Source organism: Streptomyces yamdrokensis, from assembly GCF_053890455.1.
Genome location: NZ_CM132679.1, coordinates 6,240,952 through 6,262,036, shown reverse-complemented (window position 1 = coordinate 6,262,036; position 21,085 = coordinate 6,240,952). Strand labels below are relative to the sequence as shown.

The following is a 21,085-nucleotide window of genomic DNA, read 5'->3' as shown; positions in this document are numbered from 1 at the left end:
GGACACGGTCACACCGCGGTGGCGGCGCCCCGTTCCATCAGGTGCAGGGCGGCGCCGAGCAGCGGCCGGGCGGGGCCCGGCAGCGGTGCCCGGGGAGCACGGGAGCGGTGCCAGGGCAGCCGGTCCCCCACCCCCTCGGTCAGGGCCCGGGCCACGTGGGCACCGTGCGCGACCGACATGGCCAGGCCGTGGCCGCAGCAGCCGCCCACGTACCAGACGTCCCGGTGCCCGCGGAGCGGGCCGACCACCGGCAGGCCGTCCGTGGTCATCCCGATGCGACCGGACCAGCGATGGGTGACCTCGGCCTCGGCGAGCGCCGGATGCAGCCGCCGCAGCCGTTCCTCCAGCCAGGCCCACACCCGCACCGCGCCGGAGTCGTCGGGCACCGGTGCGAGCAGCGGCCGTCCCCCGCCGAGCACCAGCCGCCCGTCGGGAGTCGTCCGGAAGTACGGGGCCAGCGGGTGGGCGTCGATCAGCGCACAGCCGGCCCCGCCCCCCAGCGCCCGGCGCACCTCCTCGGGCAGCGGCTCGGTGGCGACGGCGTGGACGAGCAGCGGCAGCACCGTGCCGACCGGCAGTCCGAGGTTGCCGGCCGCCGCATTGACGGCCAGCACCGCCTTGCCGGTGCGCACCGTACCGCCCGGGAAGGCCAGACAGGTCCCGGCGCCGGAGCTGTCCGGCCGCAGGGCCAGCAGCGGGCTGTTGCCCAGGAAGCGGACCCCCTTGGCGGCGCACGCCCGGGCCAGCGCCCCGGTGAGTGCGGCCGGGTCCAGCGTGGCGGCCCGGTAGGACAGTCCGGCGTGGTACGGCACGTCCGTCCGGTCGCGGATGTCCGCGGCGGAGAGGACCGGCACGTCCAGGCCGAGATCGCGGTACGCCGCCGACTGCCGGGCGAGGGCGGCCAGCCCGTCGGCGGTGCGGGTGGCCACCACCTGTTCGCCCGTACGGACGGTCCCGGTGACGCCCACCCGGGCGCACAGCTCGACGGTCCGCTCCACCGCGTCGACGCTGGCCAGGTACATCCGGCGGGCGACGTCCGGGCCGAAACGGCGGACGGCGCGGTCGACGGGCGGACCGACCCTCGGCCCGAGCAGGCCGGTGCCGCGCCCGCTGGCCCCTGCCGCGGGACCCTCGGCGTCGGCGACCACGATGTCCAGGGAGGGGTCGCGGTCGGCCAGGTGGTACGCGGTGGAGAGCCCGGCGAGCCCGGCACCGACCACCGTCACGTCCGCGTCGAGCACACCGCTCACCCGTGGCGGCGGGGCCTGCTCCGCACCGGGGGGCGCCGCCGGGTCCTGGCCGGGTGTCGTCCAGCACGGCCGGCCGGCCGCAGGTCTCGTCATGGCTTCTCCAGGGGGGTCATCGTGTCTCCGGGGACGGTCGCTGGTCGGTCCCGAGGGAGATCAGCGCGTTCTGGTCGGCCAGGGCGTGGAAGGACCGGTCGTGCCACAGCAGCGGCCGACCCTCGGCCGAGCGCACCGCCGCGATACGGCCCACCACCAGGCAGTGGTCCCCGTAGCCGCGCACGTCCTCCGTCAGGCAGACCGACCAGCCGAGGGTGTCGTCCAGCACTGGCACGGTCAGCTCGGTGCCGTGGTCCACCTCCGCGAACCGCTCGGCGGCTCCGGCCCGGGGGTCCGCGAAGAGTTCGGCGCGCGCCCGCTGGGACTGCCGCAGCAGATTGACGGCGAACCGGCCCTGCTCCTCGATCGCGGCCAGGGTCCGCGAGCCGGTGCCCAGACAGACCAGGAGCAGCGGCGGATCGGCCGAGAGCGAGGTGACCGCGGAGGCTGTGCTGCCGACCGGGCCGTCCGGGCCGCGTGTGGTCACCACCGTCACGCCGGACGCCAGCCTCGAGTAGAAGTCCCGGCAGGCGGCCTGACCGGCCTCCGGCAGGGTGAGCGGGACGGACGCGAGCGCGTGCGGCTCACCGGGTGGTGGTCCGGCAGTGGCCTGACGCATCACCGGGCTCCTTTCTGAGAGTTCGTCATTCGCAGAGCACGGTGGCGTCTCCGGATACTCGCCGGCCGGGGACCGGTCACCCCGCTTCGAGCGCGTCGCGCAAGGCCACCAGGGTGGCGCGGGCCGTGCGGCGGTTGCGGTCCCGACGCCGCACCACTCCGGTGAGCAGCGGGGCGGTGGCCGTGAGCAGCCGGCCGTGCAGTCCGCGCCGCCGGTCGTACCACTCCTCCGTCACCTCGCACCCTCCGGGCACCTCGGTGAAGCGGTAGGTCCAGCGGGAGAGCGGGACCCCGAAGAAACTGACATCGAAGGAGAACTTCTCGCCGGGGACGGACTCCACCACCCGGCACATGGTCACCCAGGGCAGCCAGGAGGCACGGTTGCGGCCCACGAAGCGGGTGCCGGGCTGCGGGCGGACGCCCGACCCGGGGAGCCAGGCCCCCCGGCACTCCGGGCTCCACTCCCCCATTCGCCGCACGTCGCTGACCGCGGCCCAGGCCGTCTTCGGCGGCACCTCGATGGTCAGCCGCTCGGTCACGGCGGGGCCGTTCCTCGGTTCGCTCACCGCTTCACCTCTTCGACATCACGGGATTCGGCCGTCCGGGCCCTCCGGCCCGGCAGCCACCAGTTCCAGCGGGCCATCAGCCGCATCGTGGCCGGTACCACGAGCAGCCGTACGACGGTCGCGTCGAGGGCGATCGCCACCGCCATGCCGATCCCGATCTGCTGGATGGGCAGGACCCCCGCGAACGCGAACGCCGTGAACACCGCCACCATCAGGACGGCGGCGCCCGAGATCAGCGGTGCGGTGGCGGCCATTCCGCGGGCCACGCTGCCGGTCTCGTCGCCGGTGACGAGGTAGTCCTCCCGGACCCGGCTGAGCAGGAACACCTCGTAGTCGGTGCTCAGACTGAACAGCAGGGTCACCAGCAGCACCGGGACGAAGTTCGTGAGGTTGCCGTTGCTGTCGAAGCCCAGCAGGCCGCTGCCCCAGCCGTCCTGGAAGACCAGCACCAGGATTCCGTAGGTAGCGGCCATCGAGACCAGGTTCATGAGGATCGCCGACAGCGGCAGGAACACCGACCGGAAGGTGACGAGCAGCAGGAGGTAGATGACGGCGAGCATGGTGGCGACGACCGGCAGCATGCTGTCCGAGATCACCTTGTTGGCGTCGACGCCCTCGGCGGTCTCACCGCCGGTCCACACCTGCCAGCCGTCCGTCCCGGCCAGCGGAGCGGACGTGGTGCGCACCGACTCCAGGAGCTCCCGTACGGACGCGGAGGACGCGGTGCCGTCGCCGACGACCTCGATCACCAGGGCGCGGCCGTCGGCCGGGACGAAATGCCGTACGGCGCTGCGCAGATCGGCCGGCAGCCGCTCGTCGGCCGGGGGTGCCAGGGCCGCGAACGGGCGGGCGGCGTCCACCTGGCGCAGTGGGGTGACGACGGAGTCGACGCGTACCACCCCGGGCAGCCCGGCCAGGTCGTCGTGCAGGTCGAGCAGCCGGGCCGAGTCGGCGGCCGGACGCTCCCATAGGGGTGCGTCGGACTCCACGACGACCTGGACCGGTGCGGCGCTGCCCACGCCGAACTGGTTCTTGGCGGTGTCGTAGCCCTCGCGCACCGCCGTCCCGGTGGGCACCACGCCGGCGTCCGGGGTGAAGGTCTCCAGCCTCAGCGACGGCGCTGCCAGGATCCCCATGCCCACGAGGCTGACGAGCAGGAAGGCGACGGGCCGGCGCATCACGCTGCGGCTGACGGACGCCCACCGGCTCGGCCGGTCGTCCTTGCCGGCCGGTGCGCGGCGGCCGATCCTGCCCCATTCGATCCGCGGGCCGAGCCACTGCAGCAGGACGGGCAGCAGCAGCACGCTGGTCACGATGGAGAAGGCGACTACGACGACCGCGCCGAGCGCCATCGACCAGATGACGTTGAGGTCGACGAGGAAGAGGGTCGACATGGCGGCGACGATGGTGACGCCGGAGGCGACCACGGTCTCGCCGGAGGTGCGCAGGGTGCAGGCGACGGCCCGCTCCACGGCGTCGGCGGCGGGGCCGGGGCCTTCGGCACGCAGTTCGTCCTTGAAGCGCATGATGACGAAGAGGGAATAGTCGACGCCCACGCCGAGGCCGAGCATGGTGGCCGCGTTCTGGACGAAGACGGACAGCTCGGTGTGGCGGGCGACGACCGCCAGCAGTCCCAGGGTGAGGACGACCGAGGTGATGCCGACGAGCAGCGAGGCGAGGGCGGCCGCCACACTGCGGAAGAGCAGCAGGAGGACCAGGGCGATCAGCGGCAGGGTGATCAGTTCCGCGCGGAGCAGGCCCCGTTCGCTGAGGTGGTTCACCTCGCCCCACAGCGCCGCCTGGCTGACCAGGGAGACCCGCAGTCCGCGGGGCTCGTAGACGTCGCTCAGGTCCTCCTGGATGCCGGGCAGGACACGGCGGGCGGTGCCGTCGTCGAGCGAGGAGCCGAGCCGCACGAGCACGGTGTGCCCGTCCTCGCCGACGAAGGAGCGGCGGGCCCGGTCGCCGGTGAGGGAGGTGTAACCGTAGTCGCTGGTGATCTTCAGCCCGGGGTCACGGGTGACGTGCTCGACGGCGTCCCGGACCCTGTCGTCGAAGGCGGGGTCGCCCCGCTCGTGCCGGGTATCCTCGACGACGAGGGTCAGGGAGGTGGCGCCGCGCCCCTCGAACCCGTGGGTGACCCGCTCAGCGGCGGCCTGCGAGTCCGAGCCCGTGACGTACCAGCCGCCGCCGCTCAGCGCGTCGGCAAGCTGGGTCGCTCCGTAGCCCGCCACCAGGATCAGCAGGACCCACAGGGCGGCCAGCGGCCGGCGGCGGCGACGGGTGAACCGGGCGGTCCCCGCGGCCATCCGGGCCACCCGTCCGGAGTCGCCGGGTGCCTCGCCCGCGGCACCGCCGCCGGACGGCGCCACGGGGGTCCGGGACGTCTCCTGGGTCATGCACGCATCGCGATTCCGTGCGCGCGGTCGTCGGTGAGGATCTCCATCAGGGCGCGGTTGCCGGCGCGCAGGCGGGCCGTGCGACCGGTGATCTTGTTGGTGATCTCCAGCTCGCAGGCGGCGATCTTGGTGTTGAGGCAGTGCTTGATGCCGCCCGGCGGGTTGTAGTAGTTCAGCCCGACGAACTGCTCGGGCCGGGCGTCGAAGCGTCCCCGGACGGACACGGTGTCGTCGCCGCCGACGAAGTTCCAGTAGAAATAACCGAAGTCGGCTTTCGCGGTCAGCGCCTGGCGCAGGGAGACCAGGGAGTACTCCCGCTCCTGGTGGCGCAGGACCATGAAGGTGACCATCGGCGTGGTCACCGGGCCGACGACCCGGGTGCGCCCGGTGACGATCTCCAGAAAACTGTCGGGTGCGTCGTCGAAGCCCGCGACCTGGCCGAAAGCGTAATAGTCGGTGTGCCTGCTGCCCCAGTTGTGGCACTGGCTGCCGGTCCAGCCGTCGATGTCGATCCGCCGGCCGTCCACGGTGAGGCTGCCGTCGTAGACCGCGAGCGGCACACCCACCAGGTTCTTGGCCTTGGGGAAGCCGCCGGTGAACATCTTCGGCGGCAGCAGCAGGAGCGGCGGCTCGTCGCCCTTGTACGTCAGGTCCCAGGCGATCCGCGCGTTGGTGCCCGTGGCCTCGCCGCGCAGGGCGCCCGGTTCCAGCACGCTGTCATGGACGCGCGCCCCGAAGGTGTCCCGGTCGAAGGCGCACTCGGAGATCGGGAACTCTTCCTTGGCGACCACGTGTTCGCCGGTGACCCCGTCGAAGTAGATCGCCCACAGCTCACCGATGGCCGCCTCGGGCATGTCGGTCGGGCTGAAGATGGTGTACCTGATCCAGAAGGCCCGCGGCTCCGTGGGGTGGTTGCCACGCTGGTAGAAGCTCTCGTAGTGCCCCTCACGCTGCCCCGGCCGGTAGAGCGTGCGGTTGAGAGTGTTCGCGTCGGCGGTGGTGTAGTCGGTGTGCATGGGTCCCGTCTCCTCCGGTCTGCTGTACGTGGACACGGCAGGTGTGGCTGTCGGTCGGCAGGTCGGAGCCTGCGTCCGGTCCCCGGTCGGCTCGGCGCGGCCGGGGAAGGGACGCCGGCTCTCAGTCCGCCGTGGTGCCCGCGGCGACCGGGACGGCCGCGGGCCGCGGGGCGTGGCGGCGTTCGTGCAGGGTCATGGCCATCCCGTACTTGGGCCGCAGGGTGATGGTGGCGTGATTGACCACGCGGTGCGACGGGATGTGCCGGAAGTCGTACCGCCTGATGAGCGCGGCCAGCAGCAGGTGCGCCTCCAGCAGCGCGAAGTGCTTGCCGATGCACAGGTGCGGACCGGCCCCGAAGGGCATGTACGCGAACCGGTAGCGGCCCTTCTTCTCGGCCGCCCCGAAGTGCCCGGGGTCGAAGCGCTCCGCGTCGGTCCAGTGGTCCGGGTGGCGGTGGATGTTGAACAGGTTCACCAGGATCCGGGAGCCCTTGGGCACGTGGTGGCCGCCGAGCACGGTGTCCTTGAGCGCGAGCCGGGGCACGATCGGCGCCGAGGGATACATCCGCAGCGCCTCCTCGAAGATCTGCAGGAGGTAGGGCATCCGCTGCAGGTCCGCCACCGTCGGCATGCGGTCCCCGAGTTCGCGGTCGACCTCCTCCTGGGCCCGGCGCAGGATCTCCCGGTGCTGGGAGAGGAGGTAGAAGGCCCAGGTGAGCGTGACGGCGGTGGTCTCGTGGCCCGCCGCGAAGGTGGTGATGATCTCGTCGCGCAGCTCGCGGTCGGTCATCCCCTGACCGGTGTCCGCGTCCCGGGCGGCGAGCAGCATGTCGAGGAGGTCCTTGGCCCCGCCCTCGGGTGTGCCGGCCGCCCGGCGCTCCTCGATGAGGCCGTACATCATCCCGTCGAGCCCCTCCATGACCTGCTGGAAGCGGCGGTTGCGAGGGGTGGGCCAGGTGGTCGGCGGGCTGAAAGGGTTCTGCAGCCGGTCGAAGGCGTAGTTGACGGCGACGTCCACGGCTTCGGGGCTGAGCGCGTCGCGGGTCCGGCTGACGTCGGTGCTGAACATGCAGCGGCTGACGATGTCCAGGGTGACCCGCATCATTTCGCCGTGCACGTCGACCTCGGCGCCGGTCGGGTAGCTGCGTTCCATGAAGGCGAGTTGCTCGGTGGTGGACTCCACCATGGCGCGGAACATCCCCGACAGCGCCTGCTTGGAGTAGATCGGCTGCATCATGCGGCGGTTGCGCATCCAGCTCTCGTGGTCGTCGCTGGTGAGCAGGCCCTCCCCGAGGATGAGCCGGAGCGGGTTGTCCGGGCCGAGCTTGCCGTAGGAGGGGCTGTCGGTGAGCACCTCGCCGGCCAGTTCGGGGCTGGAGACGCCGTGCACCACGACGGTGCCCAGCCGGTAGCGGACGAGGTCGCCGTGGGCCTTCCACCCCTGGTGCATGGCGTCCAGGATGTCCTTGCGGAAGTCCACGATGTTGCCGAGCAGCGGCAGGCCGCCTGCTTCCGGTGCGGGTCCGTTGTGCTGCTGCCCCGTTGTCATGCTCGATGTCCTTTCCGCAACTGTCACTTGCGTCCGAGCGCGCAGACCCAGCCGAGCGAGCGGCGCGGCTCGGAGACGAACCGGACGTCCTTGAACCCGGCCTTGGCCAGCATGTCGGTCAGTTCGGCGCCGGACAGGATGCGCAGTCCGTCGCGTTCCGAGCGTTCGGTGAACTTCTGGCCGAAGTACCGCTGGAGCAGCGAGGGATCGGCCGAGGCCTCCCGGCTCATCTCCAGGGTGATCGCGATCTGTCCGCCCGGCCGGAGCACCCGGTGGGCCTCGGCGAGGCCGCGCATCGGGTCGGGCCAGAAGTAGAAGGTCTCGATCGCGCTCACGTGGTCGAATCCGGCTTCCTCGTAGGGGAGTTCGGCGGAGTCGCCGTGCCGGACCTCGACGCGGCCCCGGGCGATGCCGTCGGCGTTGCGGCGCACGGCCTGACTGACCATGTCCATCGAGTAGTCGACACCCGCGACGAAGCCCTGCGGGGTCCGTTCGGAGATCAGCTTGACCGCCATGCCACCGCCGCATCCGACGTCCAGGACCCGCTGGGTGCGCCGGATGTCCATGTGTTCCAGCGCCCACACCGTCAACGAGCGGTGCTGGAGCGTCATCAGGTGACCGACGAGCTGCCCAGCCGTGCCGTTGGGCTGCCGGAAGTTCGCCTCGACGACTTCCAGAGGCTTCTTCAAGAGCGTGCCGATCATCCGGTGGTCCTTTCGCGGCTGACGGTGTGACGGACAAACCCGACCGGCGGCGCGAGAGGGCCGCCGGGGCTCCCGCCCGGTTGAACGGCACCGGTGGACACGCGCGGCCGATCGTCGGGGCCCTCCCGGTGCGCCGGCAGCGGGTCCGTGGCGCGTTCCGACCCTCCGGGGACATGGATCGCACGATCCGTCCGCGGAGGGTCTGCGCGGAGAGGGCAGGATTCGAACCTGCGAGGGCTTTCACCCGGTCCGAATCGCTCCGGAACCCCGTTGGGCCGCTTCGGGTACCTCTCCTTGCGGCGAGCCGGGTGGCTTTCGCCCGCTCGCCGATGTCCATAATCCTGCCGCCTGCCCCTGAGATTCCTCTGAGACGGTCCTGAGATCGCGGACTCACTCGCATCAACGGCGGTCGACGGTAGGAGACATCCAACCGGTCGGCCGGCTGCGTACCCCCGCTGTCCGGGTATCCACGGCAACGAAAGAGAGAGCCTGTGCTGGAATCACCGAAGCCCACGGCGGAACTGAACGATCCCTGCTGCCTCGGCGAGGGAGAGGCGCGGCGGCTCCTGGCCGGCTCGCCCTGGCACCGGATGGTGGTGCTCGGCGACGGCCGGGCCGAGCGGCGTCCGGAAGCGACCGAGGGCTATCTGAGTGTTCCGTGGCCCACCCGGGTCGCGGACGCGCTGCGGGAGGTGGACCCGCGGTTCGCCTGTCTCGATCTGCTGAACGCGCGGGTGCGGCAGGCCGCCCAGGTGCGTTCGCGGCAGCTCCCGGAAGCGCTGGCCTTCGGAGGGGACCTCGCGGTGGTCCATCTGAGCGGGCACGATCTGCTGGGGCCGGGGCTCGCGTCCGACGCCGTCCGGACGGAACTCACCCGGATCATCGCCCCGCTGCGCGAACGCGGCTACGACGTCGTGCTGATGGACCCCTTCGACCTGACGCGGTCGGCCGCCGGCCGGGTCGAGGACACCGAGACGGTGAGGATGCGGCAGCGGGCCCGGACCAAGCGCTCCCGGGCACTGGCGCTGCGGCACGGAGCCCTGCACGTCGACCTGTCGGAGGGTCCCCCGGAGCGCGGTGCCGGGGTGTGGGGCGGCATCGGTACGGCCTTGAACGGCCGGGGGCACGCGGTGACGGCGGCGGCCGTGGTGCGGGCGCTGGGCGGGATGCGCGGACGTTCCGCCGGCTCCGCCCCGGGTTCCCTGGACGCCACCGGGCTCCGGCCTACGGAACCCGGTTCTCCAGCGTCAGCTTGAGCCGGCCGAGTGTGGCGCGCATCCCGGCCCGGTTGGCGAGGTGGCGCCGGTCCGGCCGCGTGCCGGTGAAGATCCGGCCGAGCAGGCCGGTGAACCCGCCGCGCCGGCCGGTCCGCAGGTCCTGCCAGTACTCGGTCACCAGGGTGCCGCCGTCCTGAGCGGCGAACCGGTAGCCCCACAGAGCCACCGGGAGCCCGAAGGTGCTGACCTGGAAGGCGAACACGGCGCCCGGTTCGGCCCTGGTGACCCGGCAGGAGGTGAACCAGACGAACGGACCTTTGCGGTTGAAGCCGATGAACCGGGCTCCGGCGGCGGCGGGTCCGGGGGGCACCCCGCGCACGGCCCGGCACTCCGGGCTCCACCGCCCCATCGACCGCACGTCGGCCACGGCTGCGTACGTGTGGTCGGCAGGCGCCTCGATGAAGACGCTCTCCTCTATCTGCCAGTGACGTTCCACCGGAACGGTCGGCTCCCTTCTGCGGCGCGGCGCCCGCCGGCCCGAAAGGGCGGCGCGCCGTCCGGTCCCGCGTCGGCGTACGATGTCAAGTGGGACATGCGCTCGTCAAGCCCGGGTGAGGACGAGCACCGCGTTCTGCCCGCCGAAGCCGAAGGAATTGCTGACGACCACCTCGACCGGCATCCAGCGGCCCTCCTTGGCCAGCACCTCCAACTCGATCTCGGGGTCCAGGCTCTCCAGGTTGGCGGTCGGCGGGACGAACGAATCGGCCAGCGTGAGCGCGGACACGGCCGCCTCGATCGCTCCGGCGGCGGACAGCGAGTGCCCCGTGACGCCCTTGACCGACGTGACCAGCGGCCGGTCCCCGAGGACGCCGTGGATCAGCCGGGCCTCGGTGGCGTCGTTGATCAGGGTCGCGGTCCCGTGCGCGTTGACGTGGTCCACCTCCTGAGCGGTGACGTCGGCGTCCCGCAGCGCCGCCCGCAGCGCGAGCGTGGCCCCCTTGCACTCGGGGTCGGGGGCGGTCGGGTGGTAGGCGTCCGCGGAGGCACCGTAGCCGCTGACCATCGCCCGGATCCCGGCCCCGCGCGCCCGCGCGTCCTCGGCCCGTTCCAGGACCAGTACGGCCGCGCCCTCGGCCGCGACGAAACCGTCTCGGTCGGCGTCGAACGGACGGGAGGCGGCACGGATGTCGTCGGTGCGCTTGGAGAGCGCCCCCATCTGGCTGAACCCGGAGACCAGCGAGGGTGTCAGCGGTGCCTCCGTGCCACCGGTGATCACCACGTCGCAGGCCCCCGAGCGCAGCAGCTCACGCGCCGTGCCGATGGCGGTCGTACCCGAGGCGCACGCGGTGGCCGTCACCATGGACGGCCCCTGTGCGCCGAACTCCATCGACACGTACCCGGCGGCCATGTTGGCCGAGAGCATGGGGATGAACCGCGGAGAGACCCGGCGCGAGCCGGAGTCGAGCAGCCGTCGGTGCTGGGTCTCCCAGGTCTGGGCACCGCCGATGCCGTTGCCGATCACCACCGCCACGCGGGCACCGTCCCAGGTCTGCGGATCCAGGCCGGAGTCGGCCACCGCCTCGATCGCGGCGGCCAGGAGCAGCTGGCTGGAGCGGTCGAACTGCCCGGCCCGGCGCCGGCCCAGCACCTCGACCGGGTCGAATCCGGGCACCCGGCAGACGAAGTCGGCCGCGATGTCCGCGAGTTCCGGGACCTTCACCGCCTCGGTGCCCGCCCCCTGCCGGATGCCTTTCCATGAGGCGTCGGTGCCGGTTCCGGCAGGGGTCATCATGCCGAGGCCGGTGATCGCCGCCTCGAAACGTCCGCGCCTCCCGTTCCTGCCGGGCATCAGGCCGCGACCGCTTTCTTCTCGATGTGTTCGGCCGCCTGGGCCAGCGTGGAGTCGGGGCCGACCTCCTCGTTGGTCAGCACGACACCGAACTCCTCCTCGACGGCGACGGTCAGCTCGACCAGCGCGAGCGAGTCCATCTCCAGGTTCCCCAACGTGTCGTCCGGACGAAGGCTGGGGGCCTCCAGTCCGAACCCATCGGCCAGCAGCTTGATCAGACGGTCGTAGACGTCACTCATGACAGGCTCCCTGTGGTCGGGCGGCCAGCCCGGGTGCGGGCCGGCCGCGGGCGCGGGTGGTCCGCGCGGTCAGTGGTGGGCGGGCACACCGGCGGGCGTGCCGGCGGCAGGTCCGCCGGTGTGCTCGTAGTGCTCACGGAAGGCGGTGTACGCCGGGTGCGGCTCGGGTTCGAAGCGCAGCGCGAACGGCTTCAGGAAGTTGCCGAACAGAGCGCGGTCCCCGAAGAGGTGGATGGGGATGGCCAGCAGGGCCCACTCGGCGCCGAACAGCCAGATCCAGGCGAGGACGACCAGGCCCTGGGTGACCAGGCTGTGCATCACGTTGTAGAGGACGAAGTAGACCTTGGAGATCCGCTTGTCGGGGCTGCGCCGGTAGGCGAAGGCCCCGGGCAGGTACCCGATCAGGTCGATGTAGACGAAGAGCCCGACGGCGGGCAGCCAGCGGACCTCGTCGAGGTGGGCGAAGAAGAGGACGACGGCCACCACCAGGCCGAGCGCGTACTCGAGGCGGATCAGCCGGTAGGTGGTGGGCGTCTCGAAGAGGTTTCGGCCGTCCATCAGCCCACCGCTCCGGCGCTCGGGACGGGAGCGGACGCCTCCGCGACGGCACGTGCCGTGACGTCGTCGCCCACCACGGATGCCCGGCCCTCGAACAGCCCCAGTACGACACGGGCGATGGTCTCCTTGAAGACCCGCTGCGCCACCGGGTCGAGGATCCCGGCCAGGCTCGGGATGCCGAAGTCGAAGTCGGCGGAGAAGTCGACCAGGCTGTCCGGCCCGTCGGCGCCAATCCGCCAGGTGCCGGAGAACTCCGCGAAGTCTCCGTCGATCTGCTCGAAGGAGATGACCAGGCCGTCCCGGTCGAACCGGTCGGCCTCGGTCCACCGCAGGACGCCGTTGCGGAAGTAGACCTCCCAGTCGCTGGTCTCCTCCTCCGGCGAGACCTGATGGACGGTCACGCTTCGGACCACGTCGGTGAATTCCGGATAGCGGGCGAAGTCGTAGATGCGGTCGAACACGGTCCCGGGGGCGACACCGTCGATGCGAAGAAGTACGGATGCGTTACGCATGGCTGCGGCTGCCTCCTGTGATGGGCGAGTAGCGAGCCGCCTGTGCGCGGCACGCCCGGTCGAATGCCTCGTAGAGGAAGTCCAGGTCGCTGCGGACCAGGACGGCGGGCGGGGTGAGGCGGAGAACCAGATGGGAGTTGAGGGAGTGGTTGGCGATCACTCCGTTGGAGATCAGCTCGATCAGCAGGTCTCCGGCGGGTCCCGGCTCGGCGAACTCGATGCCCAGCAGCAGCCCCCGGCCGCGCACCTCGCGGACGACGTCGCCGTAGTGCTCCACGGCGATCCGGCGGAGCCGCGGCAGCAGTTCGTCTCCGAGTTCGCGGGCGCGGGTGACGAGGTCGCCCTCCCGGATCGCCGCGATGGCGCCGCGGGCGGCGGCCATGGCGAGCGGGGCCCCGGAGAAGGTGGAGGTGTGCAGGTACGGGTCGCGGTCGAAGACGGAGAACGCCTCACGGGTCGCCGCCACGGCCGACACCGGGACCACGCCGCCGCTGAGTCCCTTGCCGACGAGCATGATGTCGGGCTTGACGTCCTCCGCGTCCGCGCCCCACCAGGTGCCGAGCCGGCCCAGGCCGGTTTGGACCTCGTCTAGCACCAGCAGCGCGCCCTGCCGGTCGCAGGCGTCCCGCACGGCCTTCAGGTAGCCCGGCGGCGGGATGACCACTCCGGCCTCGCCCTGCACCGGCTCCACGAAGACACAGCATTCGCCGGGAGTCTCCGCGAGCACGGCCTCCAGAGCCGCCGCGTCGCCGAACGGCACGTGCGTGGTCTGCGGCAGCAGCGGCTGGAACGGGGTACGGAAGAGATCGTTGCCGGTGAGGCTGAGCGCGCCGATCGTCTTGCCGTGGTAGCCGCCCGTGGTGGCGACCAGCCGCCGGCGGCCCTTGGTCCGGGCCATCTTGAGCGCGGTCTCCGCGGCTTCGGCGCCCGAGCCCGCGAAGTGCACGCGGGTCAGTCCGGCCGGCACGACCGAAGTCAGTGCCTCGGCGGCCAGAGCGGCCTGCGGCTCCAGGAAGACCCGGGTGGCGATCGGATGCGCCTGCAGCTGCTCGGTGACGTGCCGGATCACCGTCGGGTGCCTGGCTCCGGCCAGGAAGACGCCGTAGCCACCGCAGTTGAGGAAGCGCTTCCCCTCGGCCGTGGTGACCCAGGCGCCCTGCGACTCCACTTCTACATGGCCGCCGAACATCTCGCCGAGCGTGGCCCGGCCCCGGTTCATGTGGGTGCGGTACAGGCGGCCGAGCTCGTCGCGGCCGGGCACACGGCGGGTGCCGGTGTCTGCTGCGGGAGTCGTCGTCGATCCAGTGGGTGCGATGGTCACGGTGTCTCCTCAGGCCAGGCGCAGCGGTCGGCCCGCTGCGTGCTCCAGGTACGGGCCGGTGAAACTCGACCGCGACGGCGGGTGGAATCCGATGCCGTGCGACGAGGCGGCGATCACGGCGGTGTCGGACGCGCTCATGAAGGCCGTCCCGCCGAGCAGTTCCACGGCCAGGTCGCGGGCATCGGCCAGCGCCTCCTGCGCCGCGTAGCGGGCGACCAGTGCCTGGGCGAGGGCCTCGTTGCCGTTCTCGCCGTCCCGCACGCGGCGGGCCACACCCTCCAGCAGCTGGGCCGCCGCCTCCAGCCGGATCAGGACGCGCGCCCGGTCCGTCTCGCTGCCCCGCCGCCCGTCCACGGCCCGTTCGACCAGACCGCTGACCATGCCCAGGTAACAGCTGGAGATGAGCAGTTCGAACCAGATGAGACCGACGGTCTGGAGGTCGTCCATCTCCCCGGGGTCGGCGGTGTTGGGCATCAGCAGCTGCTCGTCCACGAAGACCTCGGACAGCCGGATCTCGTCGCTCTCGGCGCCCGCGAGCGTGCTGCTCTTCCAGAAGGGGTGCACGGTGATGCCGGCCGTCGTCGCCGGGATCAGCAGGACGGCCATCTGCTCGGTGCCGTCGTCGGCGGGCAGCGCCACACTGGCGGTGAGCAGGTCCATGGAGTGGGCGAGGCTGCACGGCTTCTTGGAGCCGTCGATCAGGTAGCCGCCCTCGCTCTTGCGGGCCGACATCGTCGGCGACAGGATGCCCTGGCCGGGCCGTCCCTCCGCGAACCCGGAGGCGACCAGGAGCCGTTGCTCCGCGACCCCTTCGAGCAGGGCCCACTCCATCCCGGTGCTCTGTACGCTGGCCGCGAGGCTGAACAGGGTGGCGACGGAGAAGTGGTGCATGGTGGTCGCCACCGCCAGGGACGGGGCCCGGGAGGCCAGGGCGCGGGTCACGGCCATCGCCTCCAGGGGGTCGGCACTGTGCCCGCCGTACTCCTTGGGGATCACCAGTGCGGGTCCGCCGCACTCCCGGAAGTGGCGGATGGCCGGGCTGCCCGGCGCCTCCAGTTCCGCCAGTGGAATGTCCGCGAGGCGGTCGAGCAGGCCGGGGAGGAAGGATTCACAAGTAGCGCGTGCCGCTTCAAGTGGGCGCATGGTCTCCATACCTTTCTTCATGGGTTGATCGCGGTCATTCGTAAGCTCGGGACACCCAGGGATGCCGGGTGTGGCTGTCATGGTGTCGCCGCATTCGTGGCTCAGAGAGATTGGCCGCCCGGCATCCCGCGACGGCTCGGCTGCTGATGGGGATGCGCGAACCGAATCGCTCGTATGGACGTGACAGCGAGGCCGTCTGCTGGGAGAGCACAGAAGAACGACGAAGGAGGGACTGGTGCCCGAACTGTGGGCGGGGACGGATACGGGCAAGGCCGAACACCACTCGGTGTCACGCGCCGGCCGCTGCGGTCCCGTCCTCGCCCCGCATCGCCTGCCAGGCTCCGAACACGGCCTCCCGGGGGCGGATCCCGCCGTCGGAGATGCTCACGCCCTGGATGTGCGAGGTGCGCAGGACGGGGTAGTTGGCCTCGCCGTACACGCCGCCGGTCAGCCCGGTGCCACCGTGCGTGGGCAGGCCGGGCAGGAAACCGATGTGGGAGTCGTTCACCTTCAGCAGGCCGCCCTGGGTGATCCGGGTCACGAAGTGCTCGACGACCTCGGGGTCGCCGGCCCACACCGAGTTGCGCAGCCCGTAGGGGTTGCTGTTGACGAAGTCGACGAACCGGTCCAGCAGGACGGCGTCCGGGGCCGGCTCGGCCGCGATCACCGGCAGCAGTGGGAAGAACGTCTCGTGCCGGACGGCCTGCACCTCGCGGGCCCCCTCCAGTCCCCGGACGAGGACCACCGTGGGCTCCAGGAAGATTCCCGCGGCGTCCCGGGTCCCGTCGTCCTGTATGGCGTGGCCACCGCAGACCAGTTCGGCACCGCTCGACAGAGCGTCCTCCAGGCACGCGAAGAACTTCTCGTTGCGCAGCACGGGAGTGAGCAGGACGTCCTCCTGCCGCACCGACCCGCCCCGCACGTCCGCGGCCTTCTCGGCCAGCAGGACCGTCAACCGGTCCACGACGTCCGGGTGCACGAGCACCTGGTTGGGGATCATGCAGAGCTGGCCGGAGCCGTAGAAGCTCTCGGTCAGCGCCTCGGCGGCATACTCGAGGTCGGCGTCCTTCCAGACCACCACGGTGTCGTTGCCCGCGAGTTCGAGGATCGGCTTCTTCCCCGCCGCCACGCAGCGCTCCTGGAAGCGGATACCGGCCTCGCTGCTGCCGAAGTACATGATGTCGTCGACAAGCGGGCTGTCGAGCCAGGCCGAGAGCATCGGCGCCGGGTCCCCGCAGACCACGTTCAAGGTGCCGCCGGGCGCGCCGAGTTCCTCCAGGACGGGCGCCACGATCTCGTGCAGCACGTACATGACCCCCAGCGGGGCGCTGCGCGGAGCGCGGACGACCAGCGAGTTGCCGGCCATGAGCGAGGTGACGCCGAGCAGCGCGCTCGACAGCGGGGCGTTCTGCGGCGGGTTGAGGCAGACCACGCCGTCCGGGCGGCGGCGTACGGAGATCCGCCGTTCGCCGTGCCGCGACTCGTGCAGCATCTGGCTGCGGTAGAAGGCCAGCGACTCCGGCGAGAAGCACTCCAGCGCTCCGGACACCTGCCAGCGGGCCAGCGCCAGCGGGTGGCCCTCCCGCAGCAGGATCTCGATCGTGCGGTCGGCCTGCTCGGTCAGCCGGCGGTGCAGCAGGGCACCGAACCGGTCCAGCCGCTCGTCGAGGGGGAACGCGTTCCACTCGACGGTCGCGCGGGAGGCCGCCTCGACGGCCTGCAGCACGGTCTCGCGGTCGGCTCGCGCCACCCGTCCGACGATGCTGCCGCCGGGCAGTTCCTCGGGGGACAACCGTCCGCTCTCCAGTTTCCGTTTCAGTGTCAGGCTGCTGAACGCGTCCCGCAGCAGCGCGTCCGAGTCGACCACGTAGACCCACTGGTCGCTCGGCACGTTCTTGCCGTCGACGAGCGAGGCGTAGGTCAGCAGACCGCTGCCGTCCACCGCGGTGCCGACGGCGTCCTCATGGTGCGACGCCCCGGGCGTCGTACGGGCACTGCTCACGCGGGTCCTCCGCTCTCCTGCCCCCCGCAACCGCGGAGGCCGGGAAGGAAATGTTCGACGTCCTGCTTCCTCGCACAGGACTGTTACAGCGCGGCCTGACAATCGGCGGAGACCGGCCTGAGACGGATGTGTCAGGCCGATGAGAGAGAGATCGGCAACGATCTGCCGGGAGTTCAGCCACCGCTTTCGTGACGACAGGGGGAAACGATGACCGCCGTCAACCGTGAGATCGACCGAGGAGAGGTGGTCGCCGCCCTCCGGGAGAGCGCGGACAATCCCAGCGCCTTCCTCGCCCTGAACGCCGGCAACGCCTACTTCTCGGACCCGTCGGTGAAGGGTGTCGTCGCCTACCGCGAGGCCGGCCGGTACCTGATGCAGTTCGGTGGCGTCTTCGCGCCCGAGGCCGACCGGGAGCGCCTGCTGCGGGCGTTCCTCGCCTTCGCCCGTACGGCCCGCCGCAAGGTGGTCGCCGTGCAGCTCCAGCGGTCCGACGCGGAGCTGTACGACCGCTGCGGCTTCACCGTGAACCAGGTCGGTTCCTCGTACGCGCTGCGGCTGCCGGACCACACCCTGCGCGGCACGAAGTTCATGAAACTGCGCAACAAGATCTCCAAGGCCAGGCGGGCCGGCCTGGAGGTGACCGAGGTCCCCTACGACCGGGCCGCCGACGAGCTGGTCGACATCGACCGCGAGTGGCTCCGCTCGAAGGGCCGGCACGTCAAGGAGATCGAGTTCCTGGTCGGTGAGCTCGGCGGCTCCGTCCAGGAGCACCGGCGGCTGCTGCTGGGACGCCTGGAGGGCCGGGCGATCGGCTACATCTCCTACTCCCCGGTCTACGGCTCGCGCCCCGGCTGGCTGCACGACCTCAGCCGCCGCCGGGCGACCGCTCCGCCCGGGGTGATGGAGGCCATCAACCTGCACGCCCTGGAGACGTTCCGGGACGAGAAGGCCGAGTGGCTGCACTTCGGCTTCACCCCGTTCGTGGGTCTGTCCGCCGACCACGAGGTGCCGGGCGCCAGCGGCCCGACCACCCGCTTCATGCGCTTCATGGCCGAGCGCGGGGAGAAGGTGTACCCCTCGGCCAGCCAGCTGGCCTACAAGGAGAAGTGGGGCCCCGACCTGGTGCTTCCCGAGTACCTGGCCTTCCACGGCCGCGCCAGTCTCCCGGCCGTCTGGCAGATGCTCCGCGTCACCAAGTCCGTCTGAACCTCCCGGCACCGCACCCGCCCCACGGGCCGGGGGAAGAGCCAGCGTAAGGAATCGAGTTGTCACTCACCGCAGGACCCGAGCAGCGCTCCTCGAGCGTCCTCACACCGACCAGCGAACATTCCCGGGTCGCCGCGCACGCCGGTGGGAAGGGCGCGAACCTGCACGCTCTGACCGCGGCCGGCTTCCGGGTGCCGGACTGGTCGGTGATCGGCCTCGACGTCTTCGCGGAGTTCTCCCGGGACAGCGGCCTGGACGAGCGGCTGGCGGACCTGTTCGGCGACGGCTGGCAGGACCGGGCCGGCGAGGTGGCGGCCGAGGCCGCCGGGCTGATCGCGACGGCGCACCTCGGCGACGGCGTCGCCGCGGCCGTCGCCGCCGCCTACCGGGAGGCCGGTGGCGGTCTGGTGGCCGTCCGCTCCTCGGGGGCGGAGGAGGACGGCGCCGAGCACTCCTTCGCCGGTCAGTTCGACAGCTTCCTCAACGTCCGCGGCCTCGATCAAGTCACCGAGCACGTGCGCCGGTGCTGGGCCTCGGCATTCTCCGAGCGCTCCCTGCACTACCGTGCGCAGCGCGGGCTGCCCGCGGGCACCGGCGGTGTCGCCGTCGTGCTGCAGCGCATGGTGGCCGCCGAACGCAGTGGGGTGCTGTTCACTGCGGACCCGGTCTCCGGGCGCACGGACCGCCAGGTGGTCAGCTCCGTCTACGGGCTGGGCGAGGCGCTGGTCTCCGGCGCGGTCGACGCCGACACCGTGGTCCTGGACGCGGCGGACGGTACGACGGTGAGCACCGTGATCGGGGACAAGCGGGAGCGCTACGGCGCGGGCGCGGGCGCCGGCTGCGAGGTGCGGCCGGTCTCCGACGAGGACCGCGGGGTGCTGTCCCTGAGCCCCGGTGACCTGGGTCGGCTGCACGAACTGGGCACGCGCGTCGCGGGCCACTACGGCGTCCCGCAGGACATCGAGTGGGCGATCGCCGACGGCGAGCTGTGGGTGCTGCAGAGCCGCCCCGTCACGGCCCTCGGCACTACGGCGGACTACGCGGCGGCGCCCGTCGGCGAGGAGCGCCTCTGGGACAACTCGAACATCATCGAGAGCTTCAGCGGGATCGTCTCCCCCCTCACGTACAGCTTCGCCGCCGACACCTACGCCAAGGTGTACGAGAGTTACGCCCGGGCCCTGGGGGTCGGCGGCGAGCAGCTGCGCGAGGTGCGGGAGTGGACCCCGCACCTGCTCGGGTACTTCCACGGGCGGGTCTACTACAACCTGCACCACTGGTACCGCATGGTGCGGCTCGCGCCGTTCTACCCGCTCAACCGGCGGGTGCTGGAGAAGTCCCTGGGGGTGGCCGAGAGCATCTCCGACGAGAGTGCCGACGCGCTCCATCCCTTCACCCCGCGGCCGGGTGTGCGCGGCCGGGTGTCCCGGCTGGGCCGCACCGCCGTCTTCGCCCGCAGATTCCTGACGATCCGCCGCACCATGGAGACGTTCCACCGGGACTTCTACCGCGCCTACGCGGTGTTCGACGGCGTCGACTACGAGGCGCTGCCCGGCGACGAGACCTACCGCCGCTTCCGCCGGCTGCAGCGGGACCTCATCGAGAAGTGGGGCCCGATGCAGGCCCTGGACGCCACCATCCTGCTCTCCGTCGGCATGCTGGCCCTGCTCACCCGCAGGTGGCTGCCCGACGCCCCCGAGTGGTTCACCTGGGCTGCGGCCGCTCCCGGCGCCGACGTCGAGTCCGCCGAACCGGCACGGGCGCTGATCGCGCTGGCCGCGCGGGCGCGGGTCGACGACGCCGTGCGGAGCCTGCTGGAGAACACTCCCGACGACGCCGCCCACCAGGCCCTGCGCGACGGCGGCCACACCGGTTTCCTGTCGGACGTGGACGCGTACATCGCCGCCTACGGATACCGCAGCCTGGACGAACTCAAGCTGGAGGTGCCCGACTTCCGCCAGGACCCGACCGGGCTGTTCACCCTGCTACGCGACGCGCTGCCGGGTGCCGCGAACCGCCCCGACGGGGGCCGGGGCGGCGAGGCCGACGCGTACCTCGACGCCCATCTGCGCGGTCCCCGGCGCCGGGTCTACGAGCTGGTGCGGCGCAAGGCGCGGGCCGCGCTCACCGACCGGGAGCGGCTGCGGTTCTGCCGTACCCGTGCGTTCGGCTCCGTGAAGGGCATGCTGCGGGCCCTTGGCCGCGACCTGGCCGGCGCCGGGGCGCTCGACGACCGGGACGACGTGTTCATGCTCCGCCTGGAGGAGATCGGCGGCGCCTACGAGGGCACGGTCGCGCACACCGAGCTGCGCGAGCTGGCCGCGATGCGCCGTCGGCAGCTCGCCGCGGACGCCGCACTGACCGCCCCGCCCCGGTTCACCACCCGTGGTGCCCCGTACTGGTCGGGCAACCTCGAACTGGCCGGCTGGACCAGCGGCCCGGCCGCCCGCAGCGGCGCCCGCGAACTGCGCGGCACCCCCTGCTGCCCCGGTGTCGTCGAAGGGCTCGCGGTGGTCACCGACGCCCCCCGCGCCGTCGACGGCGGCATCCTGGTCGCCTACCGCACCGACCCCGGCTGGGTGACGGCGCTGCCCTCGGCGGCCGCACTGATCATCGAACGGGGCAGCCCGCTGACCCATGTGGCCGTCGTCGCGCGGGAGATGGGCATCCCCACCGTGGTGCAGGTCGACAACGCCACCACCGAGATCCGCACCGGCGCACGGCTGCGGGTGGACGGCGCCCTCGGCACTGTGACGGTGCTCGACGACCCGGCGCCGGACGACGCGGCGCCCGACCCCGGCGGCCGGCCCTGACCCCGCCCGTACCCCCAGGACGGAGACACTCCC

18 protein-coding genes and 1 tRNA gene are annotated in these 21,085 nt (G+C 71.9%); 3 read left to right on the top strand and 16 right to left on the bottom strand.

What is annotated here, in order from left to right; translation table 11 throughout:
• Positions 1-8: 8 nt before the first annotated feature.
• From ACWZEH_RS27835 to ACWZEH_RS27800, 8 genes are all read right to left on the bottom strand, one after another.
• Complete coding sequence (locus ACWZEH_RS27835) at positions 9-1,343, bottom strand: NAD(P)/FAD-dependent oxidoreductase (RefSeq protein WP_456193823.1); 1,335 nt, start codon at positions 1,341-1,343, stop codon at positions 9-11.
• 16 nt (positions 1,344-1,359) lie between these two features.
• On the bottom strand, positions 1,360-1,962 hold the full coding sequence (locus ACWZEH_RS27830) for a flavin reductase family protein (RefSeq protein WP_456193822.1): 603 nt from the start codon (positions 1,960-1,962) through the stop codon (positions 1,360-1,362).
• 76 nt (positions 1,963-2,038) lie between these two features.
• Positions 2,039-2,527 (bottom strand): SRPBCC family protein, encoded by a 489-nt coding sequence (locus ACWZEH_RS27825; RefSeq protein WP_364743605.1) that lies wholly within the window; start codon positions 2,525-2,527, stop codon positions 2,039-2,041.
• Entirely contained in the window at positions 2,524-4,926 is a 2,403-nt protein-coding gene (locus ACWZEH_RS27820) for an MMPL family transporter (RefSeq protein ID WP_456193821.1), read from the bottom strand. Before ACWZEH_RS27820 ends, ACWZEH_RS27825 begins: the two co-directional genes overlap by 4 nt.
• Entirely contained in the window at positions 4,923-5,942 is a 1,020-nt protein-coding gene (locus ACWZEH_RS27815) for a hypothetical protein (protein ID WP_456193820.1), read from the bottom strand. The genes ACWZEH_RS27820 and ACWZEH_RS27815 overlap by 4 nt, the downstream gene beginning before the upstream one ends.
• Positions 5,943-6,063: 121 nt before the next feature.
• Positions 6,064-7,491, bottom strand: coding sequence for a cytochrome P450 (locus ACWZEH_RS27810; RefSeq protein WP_360039229.1), 1,428 nt, complete (start codon positions 7,489-7,491; stop codon positions 6,064-6,066).
• 23 nt (positions 7,492-7,514) lie between these two features.
• Positions 7,515-8,195, bottom strand: a complete 681-nt coding sequence (locus tag ACWZEH_RS27805; protein ID WP_360039226.1) for a class I SAM-dependent methyltransferase — start codon at positions 8,193-8,195, stop codon at positions 7,515-7,517.
• A 207-nt stretch (positions 8,196-8,402) separates the two neighbouring features.
• Positions 8,403-8,489, bottom strand: a tRNA-OTHER gene (locus ACWZEH_RS27800).
• Positions 8,490-8,686: 197 nt separating this feature from the next.
• On the opposite strand from ACWZEH_RS27800, the gene ACWZEH_RS27795 reads away from it, so the two are divergent.
• Positions 8,687-9,451 (top strand): SGNH/GDSL hydrolase family protein, encoded by a 765-nt coding sequence (locus ACWZEH_RS27795; RefSeq protein ID WP_456193819.1) that lies wholly within the window; start codon positions 8,687-8,689, stop codon positions 9,449-9,451.
• Here ACWZEH_RS27795 and ACWZEH_RS27790 read toward each other — a convergent pair.
• The 8 genes from ACWZEH_RS27790 to ACWZEH_RS27755 all read right to left on the bottom strand — a co-directional run bounded on the left by ACWZEH_RS27790 (position 9,420) and on the right by ACWZEH_RS27755 (position 16,976).
• Entirely contained in the window at positions 9,420-9,908 is a 489-nt protein-coding gene (locus ACWZEH_RS27790; RefSeq protein WP_456193818.1) for an SRPBCC family protein, read from the bottom strand. The genes ACWZEH_RS27795 and ACWZEH_RS27790 overlap by 32 nt on opposite strands.
• Positions 9,909-10,013: 105 nt before the next feature.
• Entirely contained in the window at positions 10,014-11,261 is a 1,248-nt protein-coding gene (locus tag ACWZEH_RS27785) for a beta-ketoacyl-[acyl-carrier-protein] synthase family protein (protein WP_456193817.1), read from the bottom strand.
• Positions 11,261-11,500, bottom strand: a complete 240-nt coding sequence (locus ACWZEH_RS27780; RefSeq protein ID WP_360039214.1) for an acyl carrier protein — start codon at positions 11,498-11,500, stop codon at positions 11,261-11,263. The genes ACWZEH_RS27785 and ACWZEH_RS27780 overlap by 1 nt, the downstream gene beginning before the upstream one ends.
• Positions 11,501-11,569: 69 nt before the next feature.
• On the bottom strand, positions 11,570-12,058 hold the full coding sequence (locus tag ACWZEH_RS27775) for a hypothetical protein (RefSeq protein ID WP_456193816.1): 489 nt from the start codon (positions 12,056-12,058) through the stop codon (positions 11,570-11,572).
• On the bottom strand, positions 12,058-12,570 hold the full coding sequence (locus tag ACWZEH_RS27770) for a type II toxin-antitoxin system RatA family toxin (protein WP_456193815.1): 513 nt from the start codon (positions 12,568-12,570) through the stop codon (positions 12,058-12,060). Before ACWZEH_RS27770 ends, ACWZEH_RS27775 begins: the two co-directional genes overlap by 1 nt.
• Complete coding sequence (locus ACWZEH_RS27765; RefSeq protein ID WP_456199869.1) at positions 12,563-13,789, bottom strand: aspartate aminotransferase family protein; 1,227 nt, start codon at positions 13,787-13,789, stop codon at positions 12,563-12,565. Before ACWZEH_RS27765 ends, ACWZEH_RS27770 begins: the two co-directional genes overlap by 8 nt.
• A 111-nt stretch (positions 13,790-13,900) precedes the next feature.
• Entirely contained in the window at positions 13,901-15,034 is a 1,134-nt protein-coding gene (locus ACWZEH_RS27760) for an acyl-CoA dehydrogenase family protein (RefSeq protein WP_456193814.1), read from the bottom strand.
• Positions 15,035-15,323: 289 nt separating this feature from the next.
• Positions 15,324-16,976: an aldehyde dehydrogenase family protein gene (locus ACWZEH_RS27755; protein ID WP_456199867.1), complete on the bottom strand. Its 1,653-nt coding sequence runs from the start codon at positions 16,974-16,976 to the stop codon at positions 15,324-15,326.
• Positions 16,977-17,243: 267 nt separating this feature from the next.
• On the opposite strand from ACWZEH_RS27755, the gene ACWZEH_RS27750 reads away from it, so the two are divergent.
• Together ACWZEH_RS27750 and ACWZEH_RS27745 are read left to right on the top strand one after the other, a co-directional pair.
• Positions 17,244-18,242, top strand: coding sequence for a bifunctional lysylphosphatidylglycerol flippase/synthetase MprF (locus ACWZEH_RS27750; protein ID WP_456193813.1), 999 nt, complete (start codon positions 17,244-17,246; stop codon positions 18,240-18,242).
• Positions 18,243-18,301: 59 nt separating this feature from the next.
• Positions 18,302-21,052: a phosphoenolpyruvate synthase gene (locus tag ACWZEH_RS27745; protein WP_456193812.1), complete on the top strand. Its 2,751-nt coding sequence runs from the start codon at positions 18,302-18,304 to the stop codon at positions 21,050-21,052.
• Positions 21,053-21,085: the final 33 nt, after the last annotated feature.

Excerpts from the sequence above, each read along its gene's own strand:
- ACWZEH_RS27830 (WP_456193822.1), bottom strand. The coding sequence starts at position 1,962 with ATGCGTCAGGCCACTGCCGGACCACCACCCGGTGAGCCGCACGCGCTC.
- ACWZEH_RS27780 (WP_360039214.1), bottom strand. The coding sequence starts at position 11,500 with ATGAGTGACGTCTACGACCGTCTGATCAAGCTGCTGGCCGATGGGTTC.
- ACWZEH_RS27805 (WP_360039226.1), bottom strand. The coding sequence starts at position 8,195 with ATGATCGGCACGCTCTTGAAGAAGCCTCTGGAAGTCGTCGAGGCGAAC.
- ACWZEH_RS27815 (WP_456193820.1), bottom strand. The coding sequence starts at position 5,942 with ATGCACACCGACTACACCACCGCCGACGCGAACACTCTCAACCGCACG.
- ACWZEH_RS27765 (WP_456199869.1), bottom strand. The coding sequence starts at position 13,789 with ATGAACCGGGGCCGGGCCACGCTCGGCGAGATGTTCGGCGGCCATGTA.
- ACWZEH_RS27775 (WP_456193816.1), bottom strand. The coding sequence starts at position 12,058 with ATGGACGGCCGAAACCTCTTCGAGACGCCCACCACCTACCGGCTGATC.
- ACWZEH_RS27785 (WP_456193817.1), bottom strand. The coding sequence starts at position 11,261 with ATGCCCGGCAGGAACGGGAGGCGCGGACGTTTCGAGGCGGCGATCACC.
- ACWZEH_RS27810 (WP_360039229.1), bottom strand. The coding sequence starts at position 7,491 with ATGACAACGGGGCAGCAGCACAACGGACCCGCACCGGAAGCAGGCGGC.
- ACWZEH_RS27820 (WP_456193821.1), bottom strand. The coding sequence starts at position 4,926 with ATGACCCAGGAGACGTCCCGGACCCCCGTGGCGCCGTCCGGCGGCGGT.
- ACWZEH_RS27835 (WP_456193823.1), bottom strand. The coding sequence starts at position 1,343 with ATGACGAGACCTGCGGCCGGCCGGCCGTGCTGGACGACACCCGGCCAG.
- ACWZEH_RS27750 (WP_456193813.1), top strand. The coding sequence starts at position 17,244 with ATGACCGCCGTCAACCGTGAGATCGACCGAGGAGAGGTGGTCGCCGCC.
- ACWZEH_RS27770 (WP_456193815.1), bottom strand. The coding sequence starts at position 12,570 with ATGCGTAACGCATCCGTACTTCTTCGCATCGACGGTGTCGCCCCCGGG.
- ACWZEH_RS27760 (WP_456193814.1), bottom strand. The coding sequence starts at position 15,034 with ATGCGCCCACTTGAAGCGGCACGCGCTACTTGTGAATCCTTCCTCCCC.